Origin of the sequence: Vallitalea longa (assembly GCF_027923465.1) — a bacterium.
Classification (GTDB): Bacteria; Bacillota; Clostridia; order Lachnospirales; family Vallitaleaceae; genus Vallitalea; species Vallitalea longa.
This window is the reverse complement of record NZ_BRLB01000032.1, coordinates 1-13,900: the sequence shown is the minus strand read 5'-3', so window position 1 is coordinate 13,900 and position 13,900 is coordinate 1. Positions and strand designations below refer to the sequence as shown.

10 protein-coding genes are annotated in these 13,900 nt (G+C 28.2%); 7 read left to right on the top strand and 3 right to left on the bottom strand.

Translation table 11 applies throughout. From position 1 onward, the window contains the following. Positions 1 to 7: 7 nt before the first annotated feature. On the top strand, positions 8 to 379 hold the full coding sequence (locus QMG30_RS24470; RefSeq protein WP_281819831.1) for a hypothetical protein: 372 nt from the start codon (positions 8 to 10) through the stop codon (positions 377 to 379). A gap of 506 nt (positions 380 to 885) precedes the next feature. Here QMG30_RS24470 and QMG30_RS24465 read toward each other — a convergent pair. Both QMG30_RS24465 and QMG30_RS24460 read right to left on the bottom strand, forming a co-directional pair. Next, complete coding sequence (locus QMG30_RS24465; protein WP_281819829.1) at positions 886 to 2,109, bottom strand: IS256 family transposase; 1,224 nt, start codon at positions 2,107 to 2,109, stop codon at positions 886 to 888. Between the two features lie 120 nt (positions 2,110 to 2,229). Next, the gene (locus tag QMG30_RS24460; RefSeq protein ID WP_281819828.1) at positions 2,230 to 2,970 is read right to left on the bottom strand and encodes a hypothetical protein; all 741 of its coding nucleotides are present in this window, start codon (positions 2,968 to 2,970) and stop codon (positions 2,230 to 2,232) included. A gap of 334 nt (positions 2,971 to 3,304) precedes the next feature. On the opposite strand from QMG30_RS24460, the gene QMG30_RS24455 reads away from it, so the two are divergent. The 6 genes from QMG30_RS24455 (at position 3,305) to QMG30_RS24430 (ending at position 11,993) form a co-directional block, all read left to right on the top strand. Next, positions 3,305 to 8,494 carry a helicase-like domain-containing protein gene (locus QMG30_RS24455; protein ID WP_281819827.1) on the top strand — a complete coding sequence of 1,730 codons (5,190 nt, stop codon included), beginning with the start codon at positions 3,305 to 3,307 and terminating at the stop codon, positions 8,492 to 8,494. A 113-nt stretch (positions 8,495 to 8,607) separates the two neighbouring features. Then, complete coding sequence (locus QMG30_RS24450; RefSeq protein WP_281819825.1) at positions 8,608 to 9,072, top strand: Cas9 inhibitor AcrIIA9 family protein; 465 nt, start codon at positions 8,608 to 8,610, stop codon at positions 9,070 to 9,072. Between the two features lie 13 nt (positions 9,073 to 9,085). Further along, positions 9,086 to 11,017 carry a PcfJ domain-containing protein gene (locus QMG30_RS24445; RefSeq protein ID WP_281819824.1) on the top strand — a complete coding sequence of 644 codons (1,932 nt, stop codon included), beginning with the start codon at positions 9,086 to 9,088 and terminating at the stop codon, positions 11,015 to 11,017. A gap of 116 nt (positions 11,018 to 11,133) precedes the next feature. Further along, positions 11,134 to 11,409 carry a helix-turn-helix domain-containing protein gene (locus QMG30_RS24440; protein ID WP_281819823.1) on the top strand — a complete coding sequence of 92 codons (276 nt, stop codon included), beginning with the start codon at positions 11,134 to 11,136 and terminating at the stop codon, positions 11,407 to 11,409. A gap of 107 nt (positions 11,410 to 11,516) precedes the next feature. Continuing rightward, positions 11,517 to 11,834, top strand: coding sequence for a type II toxin-antitoxin system RelE/ParE family toxin (locus QMG30_RS24435; RefSeq protein ID WP_281819822.1), 318 nt, complete (start codon positions 11,517 to 11,519; stop codon positions 11,832 to 11,834). 18 nt (positions 11,835 to 11,852) lie between these two features. After that, the gene (locus tag QMG30_RS24430; protein WP_281819821.1) at positions 11,853 to 11,993 is read left to right on the top strand and encodes a hypothetical protein; all 141 of its coding nucleotides are present in this window, start codon (positions 11,853 to 11,855) and stop codon (positions 11,991 to 11,993) included. A 179-nt stretch (positions 11,994 to 12,172) separates the two neighbouring features. Here QMG30_RS24430 and QMG30_RS24425 read toward each other — a convergent pair whose 3' ends face one another. Then, a complete protein-coding gene (locus QMG30_RS24425; protein WP_281819820.1) occupies positions 12,173 to 13,231 on the bottom strand; it encodes an SAM-dependent methyltransferase in 1,059 nt (352 codons plus the stop codon). Between the last annotated feature and the right edge of the window lie 669 nt (positions 13,232 to 13,900).

The following is a 13,900-nucleotide window of genomic DNA, read 5'->3' as shown; positions in this document are numbered from 1 at the left end:
AACGATAATGTTAGGAGTTTTATATTATTTGTTTATGACAAATGAAAAAGAAGATGGAGAAAGTAATTTGCAATACTCTAGAATAGGGACAGTGATGATATTAATTTTAAATATAATACTATTATTAATATCATTAATAAATCCAACAATTATAGATACTGAAATACTCACATTCTTAAACCATCAAAGCAACATGATAAATAGGGGTATTACTATATGTAGTACTATTTTAGCAGTAACAATTATACTTTCATCAACATTTTTAATAACCAGAGGAGATAGGGAGAGAAACAACATAAGGAAGAATATATTAATTGATAGCATTATTCTATTTATTAGTATAGGATTATTTCAACTTATATTAAAACTAGTGAGCTAAAGATTAAGTTAGTTCTTATAAGATGTAATAATGATAATGATTATGAAAAATTGGGTGACAATAGAAAGTGGAGAAAGATCTTATCTTATACCCTTGGAGTATTTGATAAAGAATATGCTTTATTTCATGATTTTAATAATTAATTAACTATTTAGGAAACCTGAAAGGTTTCCTTTTATTATAATATTTGGTAGTGTCACACTAAGTGTGTAAAAATCCATCCTAGCTATGTACGGCTGGGGTGGTTATTTTTATATTTATTAATAATATTCCCATAATTTAGCTGTATTATGACAATACTATAATAGTATCATTTTTGGGGTGCAAAATCTCTAGAATTAACACTGTTTAGTGAACGTTTTTACATGCTAAACTCTTTATGTGATGGGCAATTAATATATTCTGTTTCATTTTTGGGTCCCATCAGCACTTACTTAATGCATGTAAAATTTACGAAGTAAAGGTGGAGATTTATACTACCTTTACTTCGTAAAAGTGAACGGTAGTTAGCCAATATAAGGTGTTATACGTTCATTATATAAAATGGTTAATTGATTGAGTATTTTATCCCAACCTCGATACCTTTGTGTCCATTTTTTGGTAGCTTTATCTGTAGCTAAAAAAAGCATTTTTTGTAAGGATGTATCTGTTGGAAAAATACATTTGCTCTTTGTTACTTTACGATATTGCCTATTAAGATTTTCAATGACATTTGTTGTATACATAATGCGCCTGATGTCATCTGGGAATTTAAAAAATGGACACAATACATCCCAATTTTTTCGCCAACTCGTTAACGCATGAGGATACTTAGTTCCCCATTTATCTTCTAATTCATCAAGCTTTAATAAAGCTAAATCTTCTGATGAAGCACGATAAACCTCTTTGAAATCTCTTGTAAATTCTTTGTAATCTTTATAGGATACAAACTTAAATGAATTTCTTAATTGATGTATAATACAGCGCTGTATTTCTGCTTGTGGATAAACTGTTTGGATAGCTTCTTTTATGCCAGAAAGCCCGTCTACAGAGAAGATAAGGACATCTTTAACTCCTCGTGAAGATAATTGATTAAGAATGTTTAACCAGAATTTAGAGCTCTCGTTTTCACCTATCCAGATACCTAATACATCCTTCATACCATCTAGGTTAACACCAATGATCACATAAGCTGCTCGATTGATAACGCGTCCTTCAGTTCTTACTTTAAAATGAATTGCATCCATAAAAACAAAGGGATATATAGGTTCTAAGGGTCTTCCTTGCCATTCTTTAATTGTTGGTATTAGTTTATCTGTTATTCTACTTACCATATCTGCCGAAACATTTATTCCATACAGTTCATTCATCTGTTCATGAATATCTCTTGTGGACATACCACGAGCATAAAGACTTATGATTTGTTTCTCAATATCTGAAATATCTTTTTTTCTTTTGGGAACAATCTTAGGTTCAAAATCAGCATTTCGGTCTCTAGGCACATCAATATCAATTTCACCTAGAGAAGAACGAACTTTCTTTTGAGAATAACCATTTCGATAGTTGGATTTAGGTTGGTCATGATCGTAACGTTCGTAGCCTAGAGTTTCATCCATCTCGTTTTCAAGCATTTCTTGAATAACATCCTTAAACATATTTTTTAGAGCACCCATAATATCTTGTGGAGTTTTGATGTCATTGTTTTCAATTATTGATTGTGCTTGTTCTTTAGTAATAAGATTATTTGCCATAATAAAATCTCCTTCCTGGCATTTTTATTTAGATTTTAGCCAGGTCGGAGATATTTTACACACTTTTTAGGACATTCTCTAATATTTAGATATAATAATATTTCATTAGTCAAAAAAAGGTTAATTAACTTTTTTTATTAGTCTCTTGATGATACCCCAAGTTCTATAAAGCTGTTCATTGATATCAGTAATTTCAATTACTACAATATCGCCTTTATGACATCCTCTATGCCAATCTACATTTCTACATAAAACACTACGTTTATTATCTAATTCAACATAAATACCTTGAGGAGTAGTATCAATAACTGTTGCTAAATAATCATTTCCAATAGCATAATCATTAACATTAAAGTTTATAGTTTTTGCATCTTTTAAGGTTATTTTAAATGGATTTGTACTAATTACCTTTGCTTTGACAACCATACCAATGTTTAAAATATCTTCTACGTCGGCAATCCAGTTGTAAGAAATATCTTGAACTGGTACCGTAATCTCTTGTCCATAACATTCTATGATACATTTTTTAATTGAAGTACCAATGACGTTAACATCAATAATATCTCCAACATGGATATTATTTAGATGCTTAAGTCTAATTTCCATTGCTTTTTTTCTACTTCCCAAAGCATAGGTATCTTTGATATTTGTAATTATGTATTCAATATTAGCACCAATAAGAGAACCTATTCTGTCTCTTAAATGAGACTTTTCAATTTCCATTTCTGATTCAGGAATTAAGATTTTAATATCTTTATATCTTAAGAAAGCATAATGCTTATTATTAATGTTTTCCTTTCCCAAGACAGTGCTGTTAAATATTTTTTTCTTTTTGAGTTCATTTAAAGTAATAGGATTCATTAAGTCAGCTCCTCATATGAAGTTTATATATTATTATAGCACATATTAAAAATATTAGAACATATAAAAAGTTACAATCAATAGTTATTAAATAAGATATAAGGACTAAGAAATAGAAGTACTTTATATATAATACTTAATATTTTTTTGCAAACAAAAAAGGTATAATCGTGACACTATCATACCTTATACAAAGACATGTTGCTTTTTGAATGCTCATAGTATATCATATAATAATAATAGAGTCAATTTTTTACAATATATTAAATCAACCTTTTAATAACATTGGAGTTTTTACAAACCCAAAAACAATTGAAAGGGGAAGTTTAACAAAATGAAAGTATTACAATGCATGAGCAGAAGTGTTAACACATTTATAATGAAGTCACAAGAAGATTTAAAAACTATAGAACCAGATTACAATTCATTCAAGAAGAATGTAAGATCATATAATTATACAGTTAAAGAAGATTGTAAAAATATAATATTAAGGACTATAGTTTTTAATAAAGTACAAGTCATTAAAGATGATTTTTTAAGACAACAGTATTACGAATTAGCAGAATCCTTAATTAGCCAATTTAATTCTCAAGTGGCTACATTTCTTATTAAAGATTGTTTCAAAAATATGGTTGAAACAAATAAAAGAGTTGATGATTACTTCAAGATATTAAAAAAAGAAGTAACAAATACAGTAAAGGTTGTAAATGAATATTTTAAGAATCCACAAAAAATGAGTATTCATAAAGGACCTGAACAATTAGGATTAAGTATTAGTAATGAAAAACAATCTGTAAGTGATAACAATCAAATTCCAGATAATAAAACAAAGATAGAGTCAAACTATGAAATTAAGAATAATGATTTACACTATGGTGGTCTTAAACAAAAATGTAAGAACAACATAGAGGCTATTAAGCTTATAAAAAAAACAACGTCATCCATAAATTTAGAACAGAAAAAAACTCTGGTTAAATATAGTGGATGGGGGGGCTTACCTGGTGTATTTGATAACAATAATTCTAAATGGAATGAGGAAAGAAAGTTATTAAAAGAATTACTTACTGAAGAAGAGTATAGTAACGCCAGGGCTGGAACATTGAACGAGCATTATACACCAAAAGAAGTGATAGAATTTATCTATAAATCACTAGATAAAATGGGTGTAAATAATGCTAAAGTTCTTGAACCTGCTTGTGGTACAGGTAATTTTATAGGGCTTATACCCAAGAATATGGTGAAAAAAATTACAGGTATTGAGCTTGATAGTATATCAGGTAAAATATCACAATATTTATATGAAGATGCAAATATCATTATTACACCTTATGAAAAAAGTTACTTACAGTATAATCATTTTGATTTAGTAGTTTCTAACGTTCCGTTTGGATCATATAAAATATTTGATCCACAATACAATAATTATAATCTACTTATACATGATTATTTTATTGTGAAATCATTAGATCATCTAAGAGAAGATGGAATAATGGCTGTAATAACAAGTAAAGGAACATTAGATAAAAAAGATACTTCCGTAAGAGAATTGATAAATCAAAAAGCTGAATTAATAGCAGCAGTACGATTGCCTAATGTTGCTTTTAAAAAGTCAGCAAATACAGAAGTAACTGCAGATATTCTGTTCTTTAGAAAACGGTTAGAAGGAGAACAGATAAATAATAAATTTATCAATGTATACGAAAATAAACAGGGTATACAACTTAATGAGTATTATATTAATAATCCACATATGTTGTTAGGGACCATGAACGAAGAGATCAAGTTATATGGTCATAAAAATACAACATTAAAAGCTAATGAAAATTGGCAAGATGATATGAATAAAATTATTAAATATATACCAGAAGATATATATGTAAAAGATACTAGAAATATTGATAAATGTATTGACACACTTCCTTTGGCAGCTGTTAGAGTTCATGTAAAAGAATATGGATTCTGTGAAAAAGAAGGACAAGTTTATCAAAGAGAAAATAATGAATTAAAATTAGTTAATGTAAAAGGCAAAAAGACGTTAGAACGGTTAATTCACTTAATTGAATTAAGAGAAATTACTATGGAATACATAAATGACCAAATGGATATAAAAAAACCTGAAGATATACTTGAGTGCGAAAGATATATGCTTAATAGAATATACGATAAATTTGTTAGTAAATATGGATTAATAAATAATAGAATAAACAAAAGTCTATTCAAAGAAGATCCAGACTTTCCAGTTCTTCTTGCTTTAGAAGACGAAAAAAATGGAAAATGGGAAAAGACAGAAATATTTTATAAAAGAACTCTTTATCCTATAAGAGAAATAACTCATGTTAATACTTCAAAAGAGGCATTAATAGTATCCCTTAACAGATATGCTAAGGTTGATTTAGAGTATATGGCTAAACTAACAGATAAAAGTATAGAGACTGTTATTCAAGAACTAAAAGGAAAGATATATAAAGATCCTAATAGTTGCACATGGGTAACAGCAGAAGAATACCTAAGTGGAAATGTCAGAGAAAAACTGCAAATAGCAAAAGAATACCAAAATAGTAGTAAAGGGTATAACGATAATTATAAAGCGTTATCAGCAGTGCAGCCAAAAGATTTAGAAGCACATGAAATTATTGTTAAACTTGGTGCTACATGGATTCCATCTGACATAATAGAGGATTATATAGCATTTATATTCCAAACTAAAAGAGACATACACGTTTCTTATAGTAAGGTGATTGCCACTTGGAGTATATCATACTCTTATATAGATAATATATTAAATTATAGAACTTTCGGGACCAGTAGAGTCAGCGGTATCAAATTATTACAAAATACTTTAAATCAAAAGCAAGTAAAAATATTTGATATACAAGAAGTTGATGGAAGTGAAACAAGAGTTTTAAACAAAAAAGAAACTTTATTAGCAAGACAAAAACAAGATGATCTAAAAAGGAAATTCCAAGAATGGATATTTGAAGAACCAGACCGAAGGAATAGAATTGTTAAGATCTATAATGAATTGTTTAATTCTTTTAGGACAAGAGAATACAATGGAAAAGACTTAACTTTTCCAGGCATGAATAATAATATTAAGTTGAGACAACATCAATTAGATTCAGTAGCAAGAATCTTATTTGGTGGAAATACTTTATTAGCACATGTTGTAGGTGCAGGAAAAACATTTACAATGATAGGTGCAGCAATGAAACTTAGACAAGTTGGATTAGCAAAAAAATCATTATTTGTTGTTCCCAACCATTTAATAAACCAATGGTCAGCTGAATTTATTAGATTATATCCAAGTGCTAAAATTTTAGCAGCAACAAAAGATGATTTTAAACCACAAAATAGAAAAAGACTATTTGCAAGAATAGCTACAGGAGATTGGGATGCAATTATTGTAGCTCATTCATCATTCAAGAAAATAAATGTTGATCCTGAATATACAAAAGAATTTATGAAAAAACAGATTGACGATATTAAGATTGCGATAATGTCTGAAAAAGATGAAAGAATACCTAATACTAGGTTAATAAAACAGCTTGAGACAACTCAAAAACGCCTAGAAAGTGAAATGAAGATGATGCTTAAGGTCAAAGATAAAGATAATACGCTCACCTTTGATCAATTGGGTATTGATTTCTTATTTGTAGATGAAGCCCATGAATTTAAGAATCTATATGTTTATACAAAAATGGGTAATGTTGCAGGAATACCACAAACAAAGAGTCAAAAGGCTTTTGATTTGTTTGTAAAGTCTCAATACATAATAAATAGATATGGTAATGGAGTACAAGGATTAACTTTTGCAACTGGTACACCAATAAGTAATAGTATGACAGAAATGTATACTATGCAGAGATATATGCAGTTAAGCAAATTAGAGAAATTTGGATTATCTCATTTTGATGCATGGGCATCGACTTTTGGTGAACAGACAACAGCATTAGAAATATCTCCAGATGGCTCAGGATACAGAATGAAAACAAGGTTTAGAAAATTTAACAACCTACCTGAACTTCTTATGATGTTTAAAGAATTTGCGGATGTTAAAACCGCAGATATGTTAAAGCTTCCAGTACCTAATCTCAAAGGTGGTAAACCTATAACTATAGAATGTGAGCCTACTGAAGAACTTATAGATTTTATTGGAACATTAGTAAAAAGAGCTGAATCAATTCATTCTGGTAGCGTTGATCCTCGTGTTGATAATATGTTACTCATAACTAATGAAGGAAGAAAAGCTGCATTAGACTTAAGATTAATATATCCTGATGCAGAGATTTCCAATAAAATATTAAAAGCTGTAGATAACATTTACAATGTATGGGAACAAACAAAAAAGCAAAAGCTAACACAATTAGTATTTTGTGATTTATCTACTCCATCAAAAGAATTTAATATTTATGATGAGGTTAAGAATAAACTCATAGAAAAAGGAGTGCCACAAGAAGAAATAGAGTATATACATAATGCAAATACAGATATAAGAAAAGAAAAATTGTTTTCAAATGTAAAAGAAGGTAATGTACGTATACTAATGGGTTCAACTGCCAAAATGGGTGCAGGAACGAATGTACAAGATCGCCTTATAGCACTGCATCACTTAGATGCTCCTTGGAGACCTTCTGATATAGAACAAAGAGAAGGTCGTATTCTAAGACAAGGTAATAAAAACTTAGAATGGGGAAATGATGTCATGATATTTAGATATGTAACAAAAGGATCTTTTGATGCATACTCCTGGCAATTGCTAGAAACAAAAGCTAGATTTATAGGACAAATCATGTCTGGTGATGTTAATGTGAGAACTGCTGACGATGTAGATGATACATCTTTATCATTTGCAGAAGTAAAAGCTATTGCTTCTGGTAATCCTATGATAATGGAAAAGATGGAAGTAGATACAGAAATTCAGCGATTATCTGTATTGAAATCAGGTTATAAAAGGGAGTGGTATAATATGCAAGATACACTTGCTATACTACCAAACAAAATTGACAAACTTGAAAAAGTTAAAAGTCAATATGAAGAAGACCTGAAGGCAAGAAAAAATATTAATGACAATAAATTTTCTATGGTTATCTTTAACAATGTATTCAATGATCCTAAAAAGGCCGGTATAGCGTTAAATGAATCATTTAAGGATCTAGCAGCAGATGGTAAAAAAGAAATTGGTAATTATAGAGGATTCAAAATTATAGTGTCTTATTATGGTATTGCTAAAAAGATAATGCTAACAACCAATAGTAAGGGAAATGATAATATAGTTGAATGCTCTAAAATGCCATTAACTACAATTAACAGAATGAATAACAAACTTGATTCTTTTGAAGAAGAAATAAAAGATGTTTGCACTAAAATAGAAAAAAACAGAATAAGTGTAAACAATATTCAAGATGCCTTGAATAAGCCTTTTGAATATGAAGAAAAACTGCAAGAATTGATAGTAAGGCAAAAAGAGTTGGATGCATTACTAAATAAAGATAATGAAGAAAAACAAGTTCAAGAAATAGCATAAGAGCTATAAAGTTTAGAATAAAAAGTTAATAATTCATACCCTAAAAGGGATAAAAATATCCCTTAAGGGTATCTTTATCCTTTTAAAAGGTATCAACGTTTAGGAGGATAAAGATGAAAGAAATTACAAAAAAAGCGGTAATAAAAGTTAAACAAGAGTTGGACAATTATAGAGAAAAGCAAATATCAAAGACAGCCAAGGAAGTATATGATCATACAACAAGGCACATGTTTGTTGAAGCAACAGCACACTATTCAACTGATCTAATTAGAAAAAGTGAAGAGATTGCAAAATTAGTGTTGGTAGAAGAAGCTAATACTATTGATTGTGCAGAAGCTGTTATGAAAGTAGCTAGAAATGTAGGTTGTCTTGGTTCCATTACATTAGAAGTTTTCTATAATGCTATTTGGGATTATTATAAAATAGACCACAAAAGAATAAAAGAAATTGAAAAAAATGAATTACTAAAAAAACAACAAGTAAGAAAGAAAAGAGAACAAAAAAGAAAAAAAAGTACAATGAAAAAAGATACTATCCAACCTAACAATAATAACGATTTACAATTATCGTTATTTTAAGGGGGGATAGTACATGAAGAAAAGTAAATTATCGTTAAAGGTAGAAAAAATAAAATTCCCTAAGAAATATAAATATGTTATAAAAGGAGAATTAATTACAAATAAAATTTTACAAGTAACAATTTATTCTTGTAAGAATAAAAAAGTATTGTATAGATTGTTTATTGACGAAAAGGAATATATAACATATAAATATGATTCTCATAAGTGGTCAAAAGCAATGCTAAGAAATTTAGAATCAAGAGATTGTAATGCTATAACTAATTATATAGTAGATACTAACATTAAAGCTAATGACTCTAAAAAGATATTAGGATGCCAAGAAGAAGATCTTCTTATAAGTATATATGAGTACCAAAAGCAATTAAAAATCAAAGCATATATAAAGAAAAGAAGAGCTATAGATGATATGTTTGAACAGTTGAAACCTTTACCAGAAGATCTAAATGAATGGGTTATAAATAAGGTTTTTAAAGATTCAAATTATATTATATACCAAAAAAAAGGCAAAAAGATATCTGGATATTGCACTAGATGTAAAAAGAAAATTAAACTTGATGATGTAAAACATAATAAAAAGATTGTTTGTCCAAATTGCCAAACTGAGGTAACTGCATTATCAGTAGGTCTTTGGAAGAGACGTAATGATGTTAGTAATGAGAAATACTTTAATATCATTAATAATACATCAAAGGGATTAGTTGTTAGAGTATTTGAAGCCATTAAGGACGAGACATATCAAAAACAAAAACTATATATAACAGAAGTCTCAAGATTTTTAGTTAATGAAAAGAAAATGCCTCAAGGTTATAGATGGTGTGATAAACAATACTGTAATGGTTATTACTATTGGTCGTATGGAACAAATTGGCATGAAAGAAATGATTGCTTATATCATCCATCTTCTTATCTCTATACAGATAATCTTGATGAAGAGCTTATTGACAAGTATAAATATTGTGGATTAAATAATGCTAAAAATATTGGGACTATTGATGTAATTCGTTACTTATATAATTATCAAACGAAACCAATATTAGAACAGTTTGTAAAATATGAGCTTTATAATTTAGTGAATGATATAATTTTATATCAATCTAGGAATAAATTCTTTGATAGTATAGATATAGATATGAATTTAAAAGCTGATACTCTTAAAAAGGTTTTAGGACTTAATAAGCAACAAATGAAAACAATAAAACAAGCTAATGTAGATATTTATCTTCTTAGATTGTACAAATTTTCAATAAAAATAAACCAAGAGTTAGATTCAAAAGAATTGAGGTATTTACATATTAAAGGAAATGGATATTACTATAGCAATTTCTATCCTTATGGTAATATAGAAAAGTTAACATCTGCAATAAATGAAGAGGGAGAAATTGTACGTGGATATGTAACCTTAAAAAAACTAATAATGTATAAGAAAAAACAAAAAATAACAAATGACAATTTTTATATAGATTACTTGGATTATCTAGAGGAATGTAAGTTTCTAGGATATAATATGAAAAGTAAATCTATTTTATATCCCAAAAATTTGATGAAGGCTCATGAGGAAACTACTAAACTAATTAAAATTAAAGAAGATGAAATTACAAAAGAAAATTTACTAAAACTTCATGGTGCTGTAGCAGAAATATTTCAAGAAGAAATAAAAGGATATAATTTTATTTTTCCAAGAAAAATTAGTGATTTTATCAAAGAAAGTGAGGTTTTACATCATTGCGTTAAAAGTTATGTTAGAAGCGTTGCTTCAGGAAAAACATTTATTATCTTTATGAGAGATAAAAGCAATAAAGATAAACCTCTATATACGATAGAATTTAATAACAATCGTATAGTACAAATTCGAGGATATAAAAATAGTAATCCAACAGAAGAAGCACTTAATGTAGCTAAGAAATGGCTTAGTAATGTAAACAAAAAATTAAATGCTGCATAAAGTTTACTAAAGTAAAAAATGAAGTAAAAAATATATTTCGGTCTATTCACCTGAAATATATTTTTCATTTGAAAATACAACGAATAAGTTGTATAATAATATAGAGGTGATTTTAAATGTTAACAGAGATACATTCCAAAGAAATAATAGAAAAAATGGATAATAAAACAAAAGAAGAATACTTAAAATATAAAGACAACTATGATATAATAAATATGTTAATAACAACTAGAAAAAATATGGGACTCACCCAAAAAGAATTAGCTCAAAGACTAGGATTAAAACAACAAGAAATATCAAAAATAGAGACAAAAGTACAGATGCCTAGTTATAAGAAGTTACAAAAAATAGCAAATGAGCTTGGGTTAAAACTTGTATTAATAAAACGTTAATATTACTCCACTACCCCATTCTATTATTTAAGTTTAGTTACTCTACTAGATAGAGAAAAGTTTAATACTCATTACAAATGAGAAAGGTGAAAGGGGTAAAAAAGTTAATGAAAGTATATGCATATAAATCCTTAAGTGGAAAGGATTTAATCAATGAATACATAGAAAAATTACCAAAAAAGGAGTATTTTGAAGCTGTAGCTATAATACAGTATTTAGAAGAAGATAAATTGAATCTTCTCAATACAAGGCAGCTTAAAGGAAAACTATGGGAGATAAAGTTTTACAGACATAATAGGATTATGTATGTAATCAAAGATTCAAATAGTGTTTACCTTTTACACGCTTGTAAAAAGCAAAAAGGTAAAGCTGAAAAATTTGAATTAGAAAAAGCTCTCAGACGAGCCAAAGAAATACTACAATAAAAGTTTAGGAGTGATATTATGTTTAGAGAAATTAATGTAAAAGAAATATTAAATGAGTTGGATTCCGATACCAAAAAACAGTATAATGAATTCAAAAAATCATTTGATAAAAAAGTTAATGCTAATAAAAAAGATAAGGAAAAGATTACAACTGTTTAAGTTGTAATCTTTTTTTAACGAATAAAAATCCACAAATAAAGGGATGTATAATCAATAGAGTAACCAATGGTTACTAATGGTTACCATGAATATTATTAATGGTAACCCTATATTTTAAACTAATTTAAAATAAAATAGTCTGTAATAACGAACAGACTATTTTATAATAATCATAGACTTTAACTTGCATAAACTAATTTATAAAATCCTCTATTAACACGAACGAAATCACCATTCTCATAAATGGTTGCTCGTATACGTTCTTTGAAATGAGGATTACATTTAGCTTTTTTGGTATTAGCTAATACTTTATTTAGTTTAGATAAACTTGTGTATCCACCTAAGTATTCAAATGTATCTTTTATTAATTGATACCAGGTAACATTGGCTGCCTTTTGAATATCTACAGTAGTATGTTTAATATAAGAAATGTTAACAATGAAAGATTTATCTTTCATAAATACCATTACATATTCAGTGACAATTGGTATAAATGGTTTCTTATAAGTTCTATTATCTGAAGAACAATTATATTGTGCTTTGACAATAAAACTTTCTAATTTACCAAACTTAGCCATATCTTGTTGAATGCTAAAAAATTTACCATTTTTTCTTACATCACCAACAGTGATTAAAAGTCTTCCACCTTTCCTTAAAGATAAAAACAACTTTTGATTGACGATATTTAATTTTTCAATAAATTCTTTATAGCAGCTGCAACGACTTAAGTCACCAGGATAAGGTTGGTTTCCCCATACATTACCACTATAAGTAACAGCATTATAATACGGTGGATGTATATTTATAATATCAGCTGATTCTGGAAGATCATCCGTAATTGCATTCCACCCCCCTACTCCATGTTGATAATTTGGATTAAGATCATAGCTACTACATGAAATATTAAGATTGTCACAGAGCAGTTTTAGTGTTCCTGAACCTCCCATGGCATCAATTACTTTTAAGTTAGTCTTCTGATTATAATAATTTTTATAATCAATTATATAGTCAATCAATGCTTTTGATACTTTAGGAGAAAGATTACCTTTCCATCCGCAACTACCCTCAGTACCTCTTTGGGGAAATGCCATAAAAGAAGTTAATTGCTTCCCTACCCTATTAGTCAAAGGCTTTATACCTTCTTCAAGTAAGAATTGAGAAGTTTTTTCTCTTCCGAATTTACTTTCAAGATAAGAATACATTGTTTGTATTTCTTTTTTGCCTAAACTTTTGTACATATTATTAGTACCTCCTAAACTTTTTTTGAATAAACTTTTCTCAATCTGAGTTGTAAACATTTCTCTATCTAGTAGAGTAAATAGACTTACATAATTAGGAGATAAAAATATTATACACTAGTTAATGATTAAAGTCAGTTTTTTTCATTGCATATACTGGAAAATTATAGTATATTTAAAGGGTAAAGTTTAGTTACTTTTTATTAAAGAAACGTTGTAGAATCCTTCAATAAGGAAAAAGTAAAACATAACTTTATAAGTTTAGTGCTATGTAATAGCATAAAAGTTAAGGAAGAACAAAAGTTTAAGTTAAGGAAGGTGAAGTTAAGGAAGAACAAAAGTTTAGGTTAAGAAAGGTGAAGTTTATGCATTACAAACGTCAAAATGACGTAGTCCATTTTAATTTAAAAAAATGGTAATACCTAAAAATTAGGTATGGGTGTCTAAAAATTAGACTATACCCACTATCCAATTAAAAAACGCTTAACAATTGAGCGGATCAATGAAACAAACGTCAAAATGACGTAGTCCATTTTAATTTAAAAAAATGGCAATACCTAAAAATTAGGTATGGGTGTCTAAAGATTAGACTATACCCACTATCCAATTAAAAAACGCTTAACAATTGAGCGGATCAATGAAACAAACGTCAAAATGACGTAGTCCATT